At 37.8% G+C, this 19991-nt stretch carries 16 protein-coding genes; 9 read left to right on the forward strand and 7 right to left on the reverse strand.

Annotated features, from left to right (window positions below; all coding sequences use genetic code 11):
• Positions 1 to 114: 114 nt before the first annotated feature.
• Complete coding sequence (locus NBX03_RS04565; RefSeq protein WP_250229569.1) at positions 115 to 738, reverse strand: TrkA C-terminal domain-containing protein; 624 nt, start codon at positions 736 to 738, stop codon at positions 115 to 117.
• 660 nt (positions 739 to 1398) lie between these two features.
• Between NBX03_RS04565 and NBX03_RS04570 the strand changes: the two genes are divergently transcribed.
• From NBX03_RS04570 to NBX03_RS04610, 9 genes are all read left to right on the forward strand, one after another.
• Positions 1399 to 2535, forward strand: coding sequence for an ABC transporter ATP-binding protein (locus NBX03_RS04570; RefSeq protein WP_250229570.1), 1137 nt, complete (start codon positions 1399 to 1401; stop codon positions 2533 to 2535).
• Positions 2528 to 3166 carry an ABC transporter permease gene (locus NBX03_RS04575; protein ID WP_250229571.1) on the forward strand — a complete coding sequence of 213 codons (639 nt, stop codon included), beginning with the start codon at positions 2528 to 2530 and terminating at the stop codon, positions 3164 to 3166. The genes NBX03_RS04570 and NBX03_RS04575 overlap by 8 nt, the downstream gene beginning before the upstream one ends.
• A gap of 14 nt (positions 3167 to 3180) precedes the next feature.
• A complete protein-coding gene (locus tag NBX03_RS04580; RefSeq protein ID WP_250229572.1) occupies positions 3181 to 3777 on the forward strand; it encodes an ABC transporter permease in 597 nt (198 codons plus the stop codon).
• Positions 3778 to 4067: 290 nt separating this feature from the next.
• Positions 4068 to 4952, forward strand: coding sequence for an ABC transporter substrate-binding protein (locus NBX03_RS04585; RefSeq protein ID WP_250229573.1), 885 nt, complete (start codon positions 4068 to 4070; stop codon positions 4950 to 4952).
• A gap of 712 nt (positions 4953 to 5664) precedes the next feature.
• A complete protein-coding gene (locus NBX03_RS04590; RefSeq protein ID WP_250229574.1) occupies positions 5665 to 7488 on the forward strand; it encodes an ABC transporter ATP-binding protein in 1824 nt (607 codons plus the stop codon).
• Positions 7481 to 9229 carry an ABC transporter ATP-binding protein gene (locus NBX03_RS04595; RefSeq protein WP_250229575.1) on the forward strand — a complete coding sequence of 583 codons (1749 nt, stop codon included), beginning with the start codon at positions 7481 to 7483 and terminating at the stop codon, positions 9227 to 9229. The genes NBX03_RS04590 and NBX03_RS04595 overlap by 8 nt, the downstream gene beginning before the upstream one ends.
• Before the next feature lie 526 nt (positions 9230 to 9755).
• A complete protein-coding gene (wecB, locus tag NBX03_RS04600; protein WP_250229576.1) occupies positions 9756 to 10922 on the forward strand; it encodes a non-hydrolyzing UDP-N-acetylglucosamine 2-epimerase in 1167 nt (388 codons plus the stop codon).
• Positions 10923 to 11581: 659 nt separating this feature from the next.
• The gene (locus NBX03_RS04605; protein ID WP_250229577.1) at positions 11582 to 11722 is read left to right on the forward strand and encodes a hypothetical protein; all 141 of its coding nucleotides are present in this window, start codon (positions 11582 to 11584) and stop codon (positions 11720 to 11722) included.
• A 426-nt stretch (positions 11723 to 12148) separates the two neighbouring features.
• Positions 12149 to 12697: a hypothetical protein gene (locus NBX03_RS04610; RefSeq protein WP_250229578.1), complete on the forward strand. Its 549-nt coding sequence runs from the start codon at positions 12149 to 12151 to the stop codon at positions 12695 to 12697.
• Between the two features lie 252 nt (positions 12698 to 12949).
• Here the strand turns inward: NBX03_RS04610 and NBX03_RS04615 are convergent, their stop codons facing one another.
• The 6 genes from NBX03_RS04615 to nikB all read right to left on the reverse strand — a co-directional run bounded on the left by NBX03_RS04615 (position 12950) and on the right by nikB (position 19976).
• Complete coding sequence (locus tag NBX03_RS04615; RefSeq protein ID WP_250229579.1) at positions 12950 to 13420, reverse strand: hypothetical protein; 471 nt, start codon at positions 13418 to 13420, stop codon at positions 12950 to 12952.
• A gap of 436 nt (positions 13421 to 13856) precedes the next feature.
• Positions 13857 to 15464, reverse strand: a complete 1608-nt coding sequence (locus NBX03_RS04620) for an ABC transporter substrate-binding protein (protein WP_250229580.1) — start codon at positions 15462 to 15464, stop codon at positions 13857 to 13859.
• A 618-nt stretch (positions 15465 to 16082) separates the two neighbouring features.
• Entirely contained in the window at positions 16083 to 17045 is a 963-nt protein-coding gene (locus tag NBX03_RS04625) for an ABC transporter ATP-binding protein (protein ID WP_250229581.1), read from the reverse strand.
• The gene (locus NBX03_RS04630) at positions 17042 to 18061 is read right to left on the reverse strand and encodes an ABC transporter ATP-binding protein (protein ID WP_250229582.1); all 1020 of its coding nucleotides are present in this window, start codon (positions 18059 to 18061) and stop codon (positions 17042 to 17044) included. Before NBX03_RS04630 ends, NBX03_RS04625 begins: the two co-directional genes overlap by 4 nt.
• A 76-nt stretch (positions 18062 to 18137) precedes the next feature.
• On the reverse strand, positions 18138 to 19031 hold the full coding sequence (locus NBX03_RS04635) for an ABC transporter permease (protein ID WP_250229583.1): 894 nt from the start codon (positions 19029 to 19031) through the stop codon (positions 18138 to 18140).
• Between the two features lie 18 nt (positions 19032 to 19049).
• Complete coding sequence (gene nikB / locus NBX03_RS04640; RefSeq protein WP_250229584.1) at positions 19050 to 19976, reverse strand: nickel ABC transporter permease; 927 nt, start codon at positions 19974 to 19976, stop codon at positions 19050 to 19052.
• Between the last annotated feature and the right edge of the window lie 15 nt (positions 19977 to 19991).

Consider the following 19991-nt stretch of genomic DNA (forward strand, 5'->3'; position numbering starts at 1 on the left):
ATAAGTAAATTAAGTACGTTTCGTGTTAAAGCAAATAAATGCTATTTATATTTTACACTTTATTTTCCATATAGGCAATAAGCACATAAGCTGTTTCCACAGCAATATTCATGTCTATCTTCCCTTCAAAAGCTCTTCTACTGTGGCTATTGTGGATATATCCCCTACGAAAATAATTCTATCCTTTTCCATAAGTTTTGAGTAAGGCCCCGGAGACACAAAAGTATTGTCGTCTCTGTATATGGCAACTACTGTAGCACCGGTTTCATGCCAGAAATTGATTTCAGAAAGGGTTTTCCCCGATACAGGAGAGTTTTCAGGAACCATAACCTCATAAGACTGAAAAGGATTATTCCGGGGAAAGCGATGGTTTGTTTCAATAAGGTCGTTTATGGTTTCTCTTATTTTTAAATGAATTTCTTCCTGTTCTTCCAGTAGGGATTTTAGCTTTTTCTGCAAAGAACGGGTATTTTGGTTTTCTTTAAATTGAAGAATATATTCGTTGGCTTTTTGCTGGGAAATTACTGTTGCACCGCTGTTTTGCTTTATTTCAATAATGCCCTTATCGGCAAGCTGCTTTAAAGCCCTTCGTATGGTTTCGGGGGAAACCCCGTATTCAGAGCTCATGACGGAACGACCGTATATTTTTGAATTTTCTTTAAGCTCTCCTATAGCGATTCTCATGGCTATATCTAAGGCTATTCTGTCATATAGAGGAAACATTTTATCCTGATTCATTTATATTCCAATTCCTTTGCGAAGTATTTTTACAAGACCAGGTATAAAGCAAAATTATTTAAGAAATGTTTATTTTTGAAACCGCCTGAGGATAAAAATTTACAAGCTGTAACTTTATGATAGGCGTTTGATATTCAAATTAAAAATTGTTATTTTTTGATACAAAAAAACTACTTAATTACTACAAAACAAAGGACTTTTGCATTAGCTGGATTGTATCATATGGAAGCGGTTTTTGCAAGAAATGCCCTTTGAATAAGCTTCAGCAATATTTTATGAATAAGTAAAAATTATTATAGGAAAATAAAATTTTCATTTTGGATAAAACTTACAATTACATTATGGATGCTTCTCAAAAAACATTAATCCTGGATGAAAAATAAATTTAATTGATACTGTAAATTTTAAATTTTGAGAATTGCTTCTGACAAATAGACTAAAAAGTTTTGTGAATTTTTTAAAATATTATATGCATTTTATGAAATAAATACTTAATTTTATAGGTAAAAAATCAGTAAGCTGATTTGACATAGTGACAACCTTAGTGTATCATATAAGTTGTTACTTTACAAATTATCGATAAAAAAGGTGAAAATATAGAGCTTAGTAGGAATCAAGCTGCAGAAATTTATTAAGAAACCTTTTTAAGGAGGGGTGCTGATGGTTAAGTTTGAAAATGTAAAAAAATCCTATGGAGGAAAAATCATTATAGAGGATTTGAACCTTGAAATACCGAAGGGCCAGTTTACAGTATTAATCGGACCAAGCGGCTGCGGTAAAACCACGACTTTAAAGATGGTAAACAGGCTTATAGACCCTACATCGGGAGAAATCTACATAGAAGGAAAGAAGATTTCAGAGCTTAATCCTGTTAATTTGAGAAGGCAGATTGGTTATGTGATACAGCAGATAGGTCTTTTTCCCAATATGACTATAGGCCAGAACATCGAGGTTGTGCCAAAGCTTTTAGGGTGGGATAAAAACAAGAGAAGAGAAAGGGCAGAAGAGCTTCTGAACATGGTGGGAATGAATCCTTCCGAATATGTGAATCGCTATCCTTCGGAATTAAGCGGCGGGCAGCAGCAGAGAATCGGCGTACTTCGCGCCCTTGCCATAGAACCGCCGCTGCTTCTGATGGATGAACCTTTCGGGGCCCTTGACCCTATCACAAGAGACCTTCTTCAAGACGAAATTAAAAAGCTTCAGAAAAAGCTTGGAATAACCATAATATTTGTTACTCATGACATGGATGAGGCCATTAAGCTTGCAGACGTCATTGTGCTTATGAAGGATGGGAAAATAGAGCAGGAGGCATCGCCGGAGAGGCTGCTTTCAAAGCCTGCCAATGATTTTGTACAGGAGTTCATAGGCAAAAAGCATATGAATAATAATTATGAAATCGAAAAGGTCAATGAAATCATGAATCCCAATGCAGTAACCACCACAAAGGATAAGGGAATCAATGAAAGCATAGCCCTTATGCGAAAAAGAAATGTAGATACTTTGATTGTTGTAGACGATGATATGAAGCTTGAAGGCGTTATAACCGTAGAAGAAATAAGAGCAATTGGAAGCGGAGAGCAAAGAGCAAGAACAATAGGAGATTTAGAGCTTAAAAACATATCTTCCATAAACATTAATTCCCCGGCTCAAGATGCTTTTGACCTTATTGTTGAAGAAAAGGGGCAGCTTCTTGTGGCAGTGGATGATGATAACAGAGTCTGCGGAGTAGTTACGAAAACCACTATGGTTAGGGCACTTGCCGGCATTGTATGGCGAGGTGATGAAGATGAATAATTTTGCTGTTTTCTTTGCAAGAAATAAAGGCGCTTTAATAAATGCATTGGGAATACATTTGAGGCTATCCTTCATGGCTGTTATTATTGGAATTTTTATTGCCGTACCACTCGGAATCATACTTACAAGATACCCGAAAATTTCTTCAAAGGTTCTTGGCATTTCGGGCATATTTCAGACGATTCCCAGTATGGTAATGTTCGGTATCGCTTTACCCCTATTAGGAATAGGAATGAGAACGGCGCTTATTGTTCTTATTATATACTCTGTTTTTCCTATATTAAGAAATACTTATACGGGAATATCTGAAATACCCGAGCAATATATTCTTGCGGCAAAAGGTATGGGGATGAATACGGTTCAGTCTTTAATTCAGGTTGAGCTCCCCCTTGCAAGACCTATAATCATATCGGGCATACAGATTTCCGCTGTTTATATTATCAGCTGGTCTACGGTGGCCGCCCTTGTGGGCGCAGGAGGTCTTGGGGACCTTATATATACAGGAATACAGACCTATAATTATTCCATGATACTGCTAGGAGCAGTTCCGGCATGTATTTTGGCAGTTTTTACAAGCTTTGCCATAGGATTTATTGCTAAAATGTCGACGCCAAGAGGTATGAGAACTTAGAAAGGAGGCCGCTTATGAATGTGCTTATAGCAAGAACAGTTTCACATATTCTTATTTCATGGGGAGGCGTTTTCCTCGCGGCTTTTATAGGGGTTGTGCTGGGGATAATCCTTACAAGGATACAAATCCTTTCAGGTATTGTTATAGGGGTCGCTGAAATTTTACAGACAATACCTTCCCTTGCAATGCTTGCGCTTTTGATGATGGTTTTCGGCCTTGGCAATTCGACGGCCGTTGCGGCTATTTTCCTGTATTCTCTTCTTCCTATTGTTAGAAATACCTATACAGCCCTTAAAGAAGTACCCAAGGCCTTACTTGAAGCAGGCAGGGGAATGGGTATGAATAAATTACAGCTTCTTTTTCAGGTAGAGCTTCCTAATGCCTTTCCCGTAATACTTTCAGGCATACGGGTATCCTTAATAACGGCATACGGAATCGTGACTATTGCCGTTCTTGTCGGAGGAGGGGGCCTTGGGGGCTATATTTACAGAGGAACCCAGACGGTAGATATGAGAATGATTCTAACTGGAGCAATCCCCATATTTATTATGGCCGTAGGAACAGATTTTTTCCTTAACAGGCTGGAAGATAGATTGCATATTTCAAAATAGCATTTGAAATATAAAAATACGTAAACAGGCACTGTTGCCGGTCTTATTTATAGTAAAATAATTTAATTGCCGTAACAAAATCCATGTGTTTTATACTTAGTGATACTGAAAATACTTACAGTGAAGCTAGGGGAACATTCTTTCATAGTTAACAAAGATTTTTGTTGACCATGAACAGCTTACTATAAGTGTTTCTATTATATTAAGCCGTTTATGGAAAATAGGCTTTTGTTACTGCCTTGAAACAATTTCACTATAAAGGCTAGGCGGCTATAAAAAGGAGGAAATTTATGATGAAATTAAAAGGATTTTTAATAACGGTGATGATACTTTCTGCTTCGCTTTTATGGTCAGGATGCGGAAAGTCCGGAGATACTGTGGTAGTAGGCGGAAAAAACTATACGGAAGCTCTGTTGACGTCGGAAATTATAGCCCAGCTTCTTGAAAAAAACACGGATTTAAATATAGAGAGAAAAAACAATTTAGCTGCTGCCGTAGCCTTTGAAGGTGTAAGAAGCGGAGAGATTGATATTTTCCCGGATTATACCGGCGGAGCATTAATCCACTATTTAAAGCTTGATCCCATAAGTGACCCTGTAGAAGCATACAATGTAGTAAAGGAAGAATATGAAAAGCAATTTGATCTTATATGGCTTGAAAGCTTTGGGTTTAATAATACCTATGCAAACGCCATAAGAACAGATTTTGCGGAAGCGAATAATATTAAAACCAACAGTGACCTTGCAGCATTTACCAAAGACTTGGTTTACGGTGCAGAACACGGATATCTTGACAGGGAAGACGGATATTACCCTATGTGTGAGCTTTACGGATATGATTTTAAAGATACCCTTCAAATGGACGTAAGTATCATATACCAATCAATTAATCAGGGAAGCATAGATGTAGCCAATGTCTACACAACAGACGGACTTTTATATGAATATGACCTTACGGTTCTTGAAGACGATAAGCAGTTTTTCCCTTCTTATTACTGTGCACCGGTTGTAAGAAAAGATACTCTTGAGAAGCACCCTGAAATAGAAGAAGCGCTTAAAGGCCTCAAAGACTGTGCAACAGAAGAAGATATGATAAAATATAACTATATGGTTGACGGGCAGAAAATGTCTATAGAAGACGTAGCAAAACAATTTATAGAAGATAAGGGATTATAATATATAATAAATTTAAACAGTAACAAAACAGTGTATCCCTTGAATTCATGTAAAATAGTAGCATTATCAATTTGCTTATACCCTCTGCAGCCAAATGCTTATTGGAGTATAAAAGCAAATTGACTATATATAGGCTCAAAATGTATCGTTTTCTGCAAAAACACGTATTTTTGAATCTTTAGTAAATAAATTTTAGTTACTTCTTTGAAAGAAATTCATTAAAAAACCGGCTTTAAAGCCGGTTTTTTCTATTCTAATAAAAACTTTATTAATAATAAAAATGAACATTGCAAAATGATATAAAAAATGTTAAACTCAACTAAGTTAGGTTTAGCTAACTATCTGCCGAAAATATGAAGAAGGGGAGGGAGATCATTTTATATAGCAGTCGCAAGAATAGAAGGCTTACAGGGAAATTTTCTCAGTACAGTGAACTTATACTAAATAAATATGGAAAAAGATGCAAAGGTAAGCTTGTAAATTTTTTAAGTGAGTGCCCTATTACAGTTATTAAACTTAAATTTAAGTTTGATAACTGTAATAGGAAATACTGCTGTTGTCAATTTACTTTTACTGTATTTAAAGCTATTTAAAGTTATATATCTATGGCGGAATAAAAATAAATTGACAATATAAGCCCTATTCTTAAATTTTATTTTTGGCAGATAGATTATGAACCCGGAAAATATTCAATAAAAAGAGGGGTTTAACAATGAAAGAAAAAGACAAAGGGGCTTCAGAGCCTAAGAAAGGAATGTCTAGGCTTTTAGAGCTTGCCGCGACGAAAAAGACGTTTATTGTTTTGTCTGTAATATTGTCGGCTCTTGCTTCAGTAGCATCATTCATTCCTCATATTGTAATTTATTACGTGGTTATGGAAGTTATGAAAGCCTATCCCAACTTCTCGGCGCTGGATACTTCCAAAGTAATAAGCCTTGGCTGGGCCGCCTTCGGCGGAATCGTCCTTAATATATTGCTTTATTTTGCCGCTTTGATGTTTTCTCATCTTGCGGCTTTCGGAACATTGTATGAGCTGAAAGTAAACTTTGCTTCTCATTTGGCAAGGGTGCCTTTAGGGTTCCATGTTCTTACAGGAAGCGGAAAACTCAGAAAAATAATGGATGAAAATATAGAGAAGATTGAAGGCTTTATTGCCCATCAGCTTCCCGATTTAGTTGCGTCTTTAGTTGCGCCTGTCGTTATGTTTATCATCCTTCTTGCAGTTGACTGGAGATTCGGCCTTTCTGCAATTTTAGGCATTATCATTGCCTTTATGATTCAAATTAAGGCCTATGGAAATCAAGGGGCAAAGATTATGATGGATAATTATCAGAATTCTCTTGAGGATATGAATAATGCTTCCGTTGAATACATAAGGGGCATCACCGTTGTAAAGGCTTTTCGGCAGACGGTGTATTCCTTTAGGAGAATGCATGACGCCATAAAGGAATATACGAAAATGGTAATCCCTTATACTTTAAGCTGGGAAAATTATATGTCGGCATTTGTAACTCTTATAAATAATATATATCTTTTTATCATTCCCGTGGGAATACTCGTCGGCATGAAGGCTTCTGACTATACTGCTTATGCCGGTAATTTTATTTTTTATCTCATATTTGTTCCTTCCATAGCGTCAATAATGCTTAAAATTATGTACGTTTCAAGCAGTGGAATGCAGATTGTAGGCGGTGTTGAAAGAATGGATGAAATCCTTTATACGCCTCATCTTAAGCAGCCTGAAAACCCGAAAACCATAGATGATTATGATATTATATTCGATAATGTTTCATTTTCTTATATCAATCAGGAAAACGAGGCTTTGTCCGGTGTTTCCTTTAAAGCGCAAAAAAATCAGATAACGGCTATTGTCGGCCCGTCAGGCGGAGGAAAAACCACCATTGCCCATCTTATACCGCGGTTTTTTGATATTACGGCCGGAAGCATAAAAATAGGCGGAGTGGATATAAGGGACATGAGCTCAGCGTACCTTATGGAAAAGGTGAGTTTTGTTTTTCAGGATGTATTCCTTTTTAAACAGAGCATCATGGATAACATAAGGCTTGGCAATCAAAATGCCACAGACGAAGAGGTAATCGCTGCCGCAAAGGCGGCTCAGTGCCATGAGTTTATAGAAAAGCTGCCGAAGAAATACCATACTGTAATAGGTACAAGAGGCGTCCACCTTTCAGGCGGAGAGCAGCAGAGAATAGCCATAGCAAGAGCAATCGTTAAGGATGCCCCTATTATAGTCCTTGACGAGGCTACAGCATTTTCAGACCCGGAAAACGAGTATTTAATACAAAAAGCCTTTGAGAAGCTTATGAAGGGTAAAACCGTTATCATGATTGCCCATAGGTTATCTACCATAAGAAGCGCAGATAAAATAATTGTAATGGATAAGGGAGCCCTCATAGAAGAAGGAACCCACCAGGAGCTTCTGGACCAGAAGGGGAAATATTACCATATGTGGACGACTTATTCAAAAACTCTCGACTGGAAAATGAGCAGAAAGGAGGGCGAGGCTTATGCATAGATTAAAAAATGCCCTTATGCTTACAGATAAAGGGTATTCAGACCTTAAAAAGGCTATTTTTGCCTGTACCCTTACAAACTTTTCATTAATGCTTCCCTTTACTGTTACCATACAGCTTCTTGCAGAGCTTTTGAAGCCTCTTATGGGGCAGGAGCTTTCCTGGCAGAAAATGTGGATATTGTTCGGCCTTGGAGTACTCTCTGCAATTATCGTATTTATAGCAAGCAAAAATGATTATAAAAAAACCTATGTTACTTCCTACATGGAAGCAGAGGTTTCAAGAATACGTATAGCAGAGCATATCAGAAAGCTGCCTATGAGCTTTTTTAACTCCAAGGATTTATCGGAGCTTACGACAAATATCATGGCTGACTGTTCGACGACGGAGCATGTTTTAAGCCATATCATTCCTCAGCTTCTGGCAAACGCTATTTCAATAACTTTAATATGCCTTATGATAGCGGCTTTTGACTGGAGGCTTGCCCTTGCCGTATTCATTACGGTTCCTGTAGCATTTTTTGTAATACTGGGAAGCAGAAAGATACAGAGAAAGCTGAGTGAAAAGCATGTTGAAGCAAAGCTTAAGGCCTCAGGCCAGGTTCAGGAATATTTAGAGGGCATAAAGGTGATAAAGGCCTGTGGTCTTGACGGCTCTAAATTTGCGGCTTTGGACAATGCATTAAAGCATATGATGGATATGGCTATCAGAATGGAAGTCGTAACGGGAACATTCGTAACAGGAGCTCAGGTCATTCTCCAATCAGGCGTAGGGCTCACGGTATTTCTCGGTACTTATCTTTTTACAAAGGGAGAAATAGAGCTTGTGCCTATGCTTATGTTCTTTATAATAGTAATAAGGATATACGGACCTATTCTTGTAGAGCTTACCCTTCTTCCGGAGCTTCTTTATCACAGAACATCGACGGAGCGTATGAGAACCCTTATGGGCGTACCTATTATGACGGGAGATGAAGAAAAGCCTGTAACTAAATGGAATATAGAATTTGAAAATGTATCTTTCAGCTATAATGCAAAGGATACGGAGGAGCCGGTTATTAAAGATATTACGTTTTCCATTCCGTCGGATTCGATTACGGCTCTCGTAGGGCCTTCCGGCTGCGGAAAGAGCACCGTTTCAAGACTTATTGCCAGGTTCTGGGATGTGGATAAGGGGTGTGTTAAAATCGGAGGAATAGACGTTAAAACCCTTGACCCCGAGCATTTAATGAGCTATATGTCCTTTGTTTTTCAAGATGTTGTTCTGTTTAATGACACGATTTATAACAATATCCGTATAGGCAATTTAAACGCCGCCGAAGAAGAGGTTATGGAAGCCGCGAAGGCCGCATGCTGTGACGATTTTGTAAATCTCCTTCCAGAAGGGTATAATACGATGCTCGGAGAAAACGGAAGCACCCTTTCAGGGGGAGAGCGCCAGAGAATCTCTATAGCAAGGGCCCTTTTAAAGAATGCCCCTATTGTGCTTCTTGATGAGGCTACAGCCTCTTTGGACCCTGAAAATGAAGAATATATCCAGCAGGCTATTTCAAAGCTGATATACGGCAAAACCGTTATTGTAATAGCCCATCGCTTAAGAACCATAGTGGGGGCTGATAAAATAATCGTCCTTCAAGAGGGCAGACTTGAAGAACAAGGTACCCATGAGGAGCTTATAGCTAAAAAAGGCCTTTATGAAAAACTTTATCATATCCAGCAGGAAAGCTTAGGCTGGAGCGTATAAAATATTATAAGCAAAACCCCTGTGAATACAGGGGTTTTTAAGTATACTTATAATAAATATCTTAAGTTTTTGGCAATTTGTAAGCCTGTAACCCCTTTTTAAGTGAGCGTTTTCTTATGGTTATCAAACTTATTTTTGTTTGGTAACCATAAGCCTGCTGAGAATAGGCTTTTGCTGCTTCTTCATAATAAATTTACTATACAGTAAACTCGTTTAAGTGGAATTTACCGCTTAAATGACCAACTGTAGCAAAGCCTTAAGTCTGATAATGAAGGTTTTATTAAAAGGAAAATTAAGGCTTGATATTCTATAGGGCTTATGATTAAATAAGGTTGTGTTCACGCAAATCTAAACAAGCATCTAAAAGAGCATTATTACGCACAGGGTCAGTATCTCCTAATGTATATACTACTTTTCCTACGCTGTATGAATAAGTAGTTTGTCGGCTAAATACCACCTCTTTTATCTGTATGCTTATATAGTGGGAACACGTGTTAAGGAAATTCAGCTTGCAGGGAGGCAGCAAATGAAGAAAGTAAAAGTGCTCAGTGTCTTTGGAACACGTCCTGAGGCCATAAAAATGGCTCCTTTAATAAAAGAAATAGAAAAAGATGAAAGCCTTGAAAGCCTTGTTTGCGTAACGGCCCAGCATAGGGACATGCTTGACCAGGTGATGGATATATTTGATTTAAAGGCCAACGTGGACCTTGATATCATGCAGAAGAGCCAAACCCTTACGGATATAACCACAAGGGCGTTAATCGGCCTTGAAGGGGCATTTAAAGCGCTTAAACCGGACCTTGTTCTTGTGCATGGGGACACTACCACGACCTTTGCGGCAGGGCTTGCGGCCTTTTATTCTAAGATAGCTGTAGGGCATGTAGAAGCAGGCCTTAGAACATACGATAAATATCAGCCCTTTCCTGAGGAAATGAACAGAAAGCTTACAACCGCCTTAGCGGATTTATATTTTGCTCCTACGCCTTATTCAAGGAATAATCTTTTAAAGGAGAATATCCCTGAAAAAAATATTTTTGTTACGGGAAATACGGCAATCGACTGTTTAAGCCTTACGATTTCAGATGAGTATGAATTTATGGAGAAATCCTTAAATCACATTAACTTTGAAGGAAAGCGCATCATCACCATGACCGCCCACAGGAGAGAAAATATTGGTGAACCCCTCGAGGCTATATGCAAAGCCGTAAAAAGGATTGTTGAAGATAATGAGGATATTGAAGTTATATATCCTGTCCATTCAAACCCTGCTGTAAGAGAAACAGCGGAAAGAATTCTTGATGGAAATAAAAGAATACATCTTCTGAATCCCCTTGATATAAAGGATATGCATAACTTAATGAATAAATCTTATTTTGTTATGACAGATTCCGGCGGCCTTCAAGAAGAGGTTCCGTCAATGGGTAAACCTGTTCTTGTTCTCAGAAATGTTACGGAAAGACCGGAAGGGGTTGAAGCAGGAACCCTTAAAATTGCCGGTGTTGAAGAAGATAAAATATATGAAATGGCTTCAACCCTTCTCCATGATGAAAAAATATATTCGGAAATGGCAATTGCTAAAAACCCCTTTGGCGACGGTTTTGCTTCAAGACGTATTGTAGAAGCGATAAAGTATCATTTTGGCATTATAAATGAAAGACCTTTGGATTATACAGTAAATCAACTTGAAAATTAAGATATAGAAGCGAATTTGAAAATGATATAAGAGTTAGATGAAAAAGAACTGATGCAAAATAAATTTTGCATCAGCTCTTTTTTTTTCATTGTGAAAAGGTATGCATCTGGAGAACAAGGGAACTGTGCTTACAGTAAATTTCTTATTAAATTAAAGAAGGAATAAACCCTGATTCTCTAAAGAAAATATAGATTTATGTACATTAATCTTGAACAGGTACTCTCTAAGCTCACAGGGCATATTTGAACCCTATCTGCCCTGTTTTCTAAGTAAAGTATCTTTTGTATTACTTAAAAACACGGATTTTCTTTGGAGTGCCTTTATACTGCAATAGATAATGAAGCTTTCAATATAAATCAAATAAAGGAAATTTTATAAAATACGAATTATTATATTTTTCTAAATCGCGTTTTTGCGCCCTTATGAATATACGGTTTTGTTCCTATTTGACATTATCTCTTAAAGATACCCTGTAAATTTAAGGGTGAGATTCAAATTTGTAAAACAAAGTCAAATTTTATTGGGAAAGTGTGCATGATAAAATTAAAATGGAAATATTTTAAAATTAATTTTATAGACAGGCAACATTTATTTGCCTATTCATAAAATGTACTATGAAACAGAGCCTTAAAGGCTTAAATATTAAGGAGGCTAATATTATGGTACATGGATATAATTGTGGAAACAGTGGCGGCTCAGACAATATGATGAACTTTTTATTAATGATGATGCTTTTTCCAGATCTTTTCCAAGGAAATAACATGCTTTTAATGCTCATGTTAATGGGCGGAATGTTCTAACAAAGCTTAAGATATCGGCAAGGCAATGCTTTGCCGATTTTTATTAAAATAAGAAAGGAGTGATGCTTTTTAATATTCAGACGATATCTGTATACTTAACAAATAGGATTTTGTGAGGATACAGATTTTTGATAATTGCCGTATGATCTTTACAAAGGCGCTTTATATCATTCATCTTGAATAAGGAAGAAGGTGGATATTAATAAGACTTACTTTCGATTTTTCGTATATTAAAGGGTAGGGTAAGTATAATTGACGTATTTTGTAGCAAATTACACAACGAAAGTGGGGTTTGATTTACAGAATATTAACAAAGTATCAATAAAATATTAATAACTTTAGGGTACTATATAATTAGTGCTAAGTTAAGATAAAATTTACTTAAGAAATATTGATATTTTGTTTTGATATACGAAGGGAGAAAATATGATTAGAATCGTTGGAGGTCTTTTGGTTTTGTCTATGCTATCAGGAATAGAAAGACACGATGTGAATCTTATAGCATATGAATTATATAAATCAAAGACAGCAATCTTTGATAATCTTGAGAGAGATTATGATGTCGTTGATAAAGCATATACGGAAAAGGATATAGAATCTATAATGTCAGATATGGATCATAACAAGAGGTATATTTCGGAACTTATAGATAAGAAAAAGAACAGTTTGGCTCGCATTGAAAATATACTTAAAGAAAAAGCAGATAACAAAATTTATTTAACGAAAGGCCAGATCGATAAGTTTAATGAATTTTCCAAGCTTTGCGAAGAAGAAAGGGGAAATGTGCAGAACTCTTTAGAGCTTATAACAAATATTGAGCTTAATGATATTCAAAAGCACATGCTACATAAGGACATAGATTACGATTATATTTACCGTGAACTCTATAATATAGTAAAAGGCCAAAACGATATAATAGAATACCTTAATAAAATAATCAGAGAAGCAGATAACACAATAGAAATATTATGCTGATAATCAAAAATAGTTAAAAATTATAAGACCATCCTGAAAATTTCAGGATGGTCTTTGATGTAATAGTGAGACAGCCCATTGCAGTCTTTATATAAAGCATATATGAGCGAATTAGGTATAATAATCCTAAACGTAAGTTCTGCGAATACATTTCTTTTAGTGAAATATATTCGTGAAGAAAATTAAGCATAGCTTAATTTTCTTCATACGATAGCATGAGGGTTTAATAAGCTAAATGCTGCTAAATATTTTTTATACAGAAGTACGTGCGAAGCAAACAATCTGGCAGATAGGTATTTCACATACGCTGCCCATCCAGTTGTTATTGCAGCCGCAATCTCTTGTATTGGATCCTTTGCAGCATCCGCATCCGCAGCCGCAGTCACAGCTGCTTCCGCTTCCGCCCCAGTTATTCCAGCTGTTACTCCAGTTATTCCAGCCGCTGTTCCAGTTGTTCCAGCCGCTGTTCCAATTATTCCAGCCGCTTCCTGAGGAACAGCCGCCGCCTCTGCCGCGTCCCCAGCCATCGAATCCACTGCAGCTTGAACCTATTGGACAAGCTGGAGGTGCACCTACAGATACGATAAGTTTTATGCAGCCGCAATCTACGCTTGCTAAAACGCCGGTAAAGCCATCGCCTGAAAGACCTCCGCTTGATGTAAATACAGTAATTGTCTGCCCTATACATGCTTTGAGACTGTTAACTAAACAAGAATTAGACATGTTGGCACTCCTTTCGATAAGAATTAGATTATATATAGCTTAGGTTTTCTTATCTTAAGTAATAATCAATACTGCTGTGATAATTACCCTTAACAAGCCTTTGAAAAGCTTGTTAAATATAGGGTTAGTGCTCACTTGAAAAAGATTTGCAAGCCTTTATTTTTTAGCTTACGCTTGCATCTTTTTCAAGTTCGCTTAGTATAAATAGTAAAGCCTGGAGGATAATTTGAAAAAGTAATAACAGACAGTATTAGTACATACTATGAAATGTAGGACACACTTGCTACTAAAAACTATTAAATTAAGCAAGAATTTTCTCGTCAGTAAATAATGTCCGAGGTGGTTTAAATACTTATTTTAAAGCTTGCGGATAGGCCTTGATTCAAATAAAAAGGAGCCGGTTAACCGGCTCCTTTTACCATTTAATTTAATCTATTTATTCTGCCCAGAAAACTCTATTAAAATAAAGTGTTCCTGAGGGGCTTACTTCAACGCCGCCTAAATTTGCATTATAGGCCCTTTTTACGGTGTTTTGGTAAAGGGGTATCTGAGGCGTATTTGCGTTGAGAAGGGCATTGATTTGTTTTAAATAGCCTTCTCTTTCGGTTTCATCGATAGTTGAAGAAGCCTTGTCAATTAAGGCATCGACTTCAGGCAGATTTGTTCTTGAACGGTTGGAAGCGTTTATGGATTTTGAATGGAAAACGCCTTCAAGATATGCCAATATGGTGCTTGAAGTATAGTTTCCTATGGCGGCTTCATAGTTTCCTCTGGATGTTTCGTCAAGATATGTTGCTAAATCCATACGCTCTATATTCATGGTTATGCCAAGCTCCAATAAATTTGCCTGTATTACTTCTGCGCATCTTGCTTTCTGATCGTTTGAGCATATAACTGAAAAACTTACGGTAGCAGGGTCGATACCTGATTCGCTTAAATACTGTTTTGCCTTTTCAAGGTCATAGCTATTTAAGTTTTCATCTGTTTCCCCCATAAATCCTATCGGCGTTTGATTATATACGGGGTCTGCGAGATTATCAAGAGCCGCTGCCACAAGGGCCTCTTTATCAATGGCACAGTCTAAAGCCTTTCTGAAAAGCTCATTGTTAAAGGGGGCCTTATCATTATTAATCATCATATAGTTGTGTTCTGTTCCGGGAGCCATCAGTACAGTTATTTCAGGGAGAGATTCAAGGCGGGGAATATCGGTTGTGGCAACTTCAATAATAAAATCGGCGTCGCCTGTTTCAAGAGCAATTGTTCTTGATGCTCCTTCGGGAATAACTTTCCAAGTCATATTTTGGATATGAGCTTTATTTTCCGTATCAAAATAATCATCGAAGGCTTCAAAGGTAAGTTTATCGCCGAATACCCATTCTTTAAATTTATAAGGTCCTGTACCAACGGGATTTGCATTAAAATCGTTTCCTGAATCTATGAGTGCTTTAGGGTAAATATAATTTCCATGATGTGCAAGGTCGTAAAGCAAGGTTGCGGAAGGCTTGGCAGTATAAAGTTTAAGGTTATACTTATCTATCACTTCAACCTTTATTACTGTTTTTGTATATTGGGCTACCTGAGGAGCTTCTCTTGAAAGGTCTAAAGAGGCCTTTACGTCATCAGCAGTTAATTCCGTACCATCGTGGAATTTAACCCCTTCTTTAAGCTTAACATTCCAAATATTAGGGTCGTTGGGGTCATTTTCAATGGTCTCGGCTAAATCAGGTTCCGTTTGAAGGTCCATTCTTGCTTTCATAAGGCCGTTATGGGTTAGCAGGTTCATATAGCTTCCGGCGGTTGCATTATGGCCTTCTACGGTTAAAGACGGAGTTTCATTTTCAGTGGCGATAACAATGGAATCTCTTGATGGAGAAGTTGCCGGGGGCTTTTCATTTGCTGAAGCACTGCCTGTTTCAGAAGGCTTAGCGTCAGACGATGGGGCAGGGTCGGCGGTTTTTTCCCCTTGGCTGCAGCCATAAAAAGAGCCGGATACCATAAGAGCAGCTAACAGTAAAGCTAAAACCTTGATTTTACCTCTTTTCATAAATTCACTCCTTAGATTAAATTGCTTCCCTTGATGAAAGAAGAAGGGAATGCTGATTGCCGGTTGTAGAGATATAGTAGAGAACTTAATAAATAAATAGTTGAAATATAGGACATTAAAAAGGTTTATAATCTATATTCCCCAATGTTTATTTTTAAGCAGCTTACTATTAGAGCAATCTAAGATAATCAAATTATACAGGAAAGTTAAAATGCAATCAATAGAGTTTTATGACAAAAGGCAGCAATTTTCATCTAAAAAAGACTCAATCAATAAATATATTAGGCTAAATGACCATAAATAGAGAGCTTATATAAATAATTTTAAAATAATTTTGTTGAATTTGCTAATGGAGAGATTTATATGAACTTCAAAAACACGAAGGTAGCTTACATCTTTTTTCACTGTAGTAAATTTCTTATAAAGAAGGAGTAAACACCTAAATTCTCAGCTGATTTTCGGCATAAAAAAAGTTATTTTCATATACAGCAGTATATAAAAATAACATTAATTGAGATAATGGCCCTATTATCATCTTAAGGAGGATTGCTCTTCCTTAAGATGAATGAAAACTAAGATATATTTTATCTTTATATGAACAATAAGGCCAATTAATAACTATTTATCTGTTAAGAAGCAAGCCACAAAGTGGTTAGGCGCAATTTCCTTAAGAGGAGGCTCCTGGCTTCTGCAAATATCCATTGCGTAGTTGCAGCGGTTTGCAAAGCGGCAGATTGGCTTTGGCTCTATAGGAGATGTAATTTCGCCTTTCAGTATGATTCGGTTGCTCTTATGACGAATATCGGGTACCGGTATAGCTGAAAGAAGAGCCTGAGTGTATGGATGCGTAGGATTCGCAAATAACGCTTCAGAAGGTGCCTTCTCTATAAGCTTACCAAGATACATAACAGCAATATCATCTGAGAAATGATTTACAACGGAAAGGTCATGGGTAATAAACATATATGTAAGCCCCATTTTTTCCTGAAGGTCTTTCATAAGGTTCAGTATCTGTGCCTGAATAGAAACGTCAAGAGCGGATACAGGCTCATCGCAAACGATGAATTTAGGGTTTAAAGCAAGGGCTCTGGCGATACCGATACGCTGGCGCCTTCCGCCGTCAAGCTCATGAGGATAGGAATTTACAAGTCTCTCTGCAAGACCAACGATTTCCATAATCTCTAAAACCTTTTCAAGTCTCTTTGTCTTATCAGGTTCGATATTGTTAAGCTTAAGAGGCTCGGCGATTGTCTGGCTTACTGTCTTTCTTGGGTTTAAAGATGAGAATGGGTCCTGGAAAATGATTTGCATATCTTTACGTTTAAGACGCATTTTCTCATCGTTATAGTTTAATATATTTTCTCCCTCAAAAAGAACCTCGCCGCCTGTAGGCTCAAGTAAACGAAGGATAGCTCGTCCCGTTGTAGATTTTCCGCAGCCGGATTCTCCAACGACGCCGAGGGTCCTTCCTTTTTCGATTGTAAAGGTAACATCATCTACAGCGTGAAGCATACCTCTTTTAGTCTTGAAATATTTCTTGAGGTTTTTTACCTCAAGTAATTTTTTGTTTGCTTCGCTCATCTGTTAATCACCTTACCCTCTTTAATGTTATTTTCGTTATAAAGATGACAGGCTACGTAATGTACATCGTTGCGGAATATCTTGCCGGGCATCTCTTTTGAACAAATATCCATTGCGTAATCGCACCTCGGATGGAATGGACATCCTGAGGGCAGGTTACTTGGGTCAGGCATAAGGCCTTTGATTGGCTTCAGTTTAGCTTTTCTGTCTTCAAGGTTTGGAAGAGAGTTAAACAAACCTTCTGTATAAGGATGCTTTGTATTTTCAAAAATATCTTCAAGTGATCCATGCTCAACAATACGTCCTGCATAAATAACAGAAACTGCGTCGCAGATTTCAGCTACAATACCCAAGTCGTGGGTAATCATTAACATGGAGGTATGATATTTTTCTCTAAGATTTTTCATCATCTCAAGAACCTGTGCCTGAATCGTAACGTCAAGAGCCGTTGTAGGCTCATCGGCAATCAGAACCTGAGGGCTGCAGGCGAGGGCTATAGCTATAACAACGCGCTGCTTCATGCCGCCGGAGAACTGGTGAGGATATTCGCTTCCGCGTTCTGCGGGGATACCAACGAGTTCAAGCATTTCTCTTGCTTTTTTAAGAGATTCTTCATTGCTTACCTTTTCGTGGTGGGCGATAACCTCTGCAATCTGTTCCTCAACTCTTAAAATAGGATTCAAAGAGGTCATAGGATCCTGGAAAATCATGGATACTACATTACCTCTGATGGATTCCATTTCTTTTTCAGTTTTATCAAATATATTCTCTCCATTAAGCTTAATGGTTCCGTCCACAATAACCCCAGGAGGGTTTGGAACAAGACGGAGAACAGATAGACCGGCAGTAGTTTTACCGGCGCCGGTCTCACCAACAAGCCCGAGAGTTTTACCTTTTTCAATGTTGAGATCGAAACTATTAAGGGCATGCACGATGCCGTCATCGGTTCTATACTCAACAACAAGGTTATTTATTTCTAAAGCCATTTCTTTCTTATTTTTAGAAATATCACTCATTTTTATGCTCCTATCTAACCTTGGATAAATTTTGTATCAATCCAGGTGCTTTATTTTAACAAAGGTAGTTTAAGACCTATTTGAGTCTTGGGTCTAATGCGTCTCTCAGACCGTCGCCTAAAAGGTTCAGAGAGAGGATTGTCAGCATTATTGCAAGACCAGGGAATAATGTCATATAACTTTGGTCACGGATATAAGTTCTGCCGCTTGAAAGCATAGCGCCCCACTCAGGCATAGGAGGCTGAATACCAAGGCCTAAGAAACTTAATCCGGCAATTGTTAAAATAACCGAAGCAACATTTAAAGTTGTCTGAACGATTACAGGAGCCATACTGTTTGGCAGAACGTGGCTGAATATAATAGTTCTTGTTTTTGCGCCTATTGCTTTAGCAGCTTCAACAAACTCAACATCCCTTACGGTAAGAACAGGTCCTCTTACAACTCTCGCAAAGTTCGGGATATATGAAACTGAAAGGGCTATAATAAGGTTAAAGATACTGGGTCCCAAGGCTGCAACTATGGTAATTGCAAGAAGGGTTCCAGGGATAGCAAGCAAAATATCCATAAACCTCATGATAACGTTATCCAGAGTACCTCCGTAATATCCTGAAATAGCGCCTAAGAAACCGCCTACTAAAAGAGATACGGAAACTGCGGCAAATCCAATGAAAAGAGACATTCTTGAGCCGTATACAACCCTTGCCATTATATCTCTACCCATTTCATCTGTTCCAAAAGGATGCGCAGCATTGGGAGGCATAAGTCTAGTAGGTATGTTCTGCTTTATAACCTGTGTATCATAATCATAAAGCACAGGAGCAAGAAGTGCCATTAATATAAGAAGCAGAAATACTATAAGTCCTAAAATTGCAGTTTTATTTTTTTTGAGTCTGTGCCAAATTTCACCCATTTGGCTTTTTTTCTTGTATTTCTTTTCAATTACATCCACTTTTTTAGTGTTATCGCTCATTATAAAGCTCCTCCTTTTCTAAGAATATTGTGACCTGATACGTGGATCGATAAATCCGTAAAGCAGGTCGACTATAAGATTTATTATAGAGAAGCTCAATGTAAAGAGGATAATGCAGCCTAAAACGATCGGTGTATCTCTAGCATTTATACTCTGTATCATAAGCCTGCCAATTCCTGGCCAAGCAAAAACAGATTCTGTAAGAACGGAACCGCTTAACATACCGCCCATCTGAAGACCTATCATTGTAACGGTAGGTATCATGGCGTTTTTAAGCGCATGTTTACGTATAACAACCATGTTTGAAAGGCCTTTTGACCTTGCTGTTCTTATGTAGTCCTGCCTGATAACTTCAAGCATGGAAGAACGGGTAGTACGTGCAATTGTAGCCATATGCATAAATCCGAGGGCTATGGATGGAAGAACGAGAGACTTCCAGCCTTGGGCACCTGCGGCAGGGAACCAGCCTAATTTTAAGGAGAAGAGTAAGATCAAAAGCAAACCAACCCAGAAAATAGGCATGGAAACGCCGATAAGGGCAATTACCATACTGATGCCGTCGAATAAAGTGTTCTGTTTAATCGCAGCAAATATACCAAGTGGTATAGCAAGAACGATGGTTATAAGGCTCGCTGTAATAGCAAGCTTAATTGTATTTGGGAATCTGGCACTAACCTCCTGAATAACAGGAACGCCATTTTTATATCCATTTCCCATGTCAAACTGAGCAAGCTTAAGCATGTATCTGCCGTATTGAACGAAAACAGGGTCATTTAAGCCCATTTCTTCACGAAGCTGCTCTATAGCTTCAGGGGTAGCCTGGTCACCGAGGATTGTTTTCGCAGGGTCGCCAGGAGCTAAGTTTAATATCAGATAAACTATCATGGTAACGCCGATAATAACCGGAATAAGTGTTAGCAATCTTTTAAGAATATATTTCCACATGTTTCCTCCTTCATT

The organism is Anaeropeptidivorans aminofermentans, from assembly GCF_940670685.1.
GTDB classification, from domain to species: domain Bacteria; phylum Bacillota; class Clostridia; order Lachnospirales; family UBA5962; genus Anaeropeptidivorans; species Anaeropeptidivorans aminofermentans.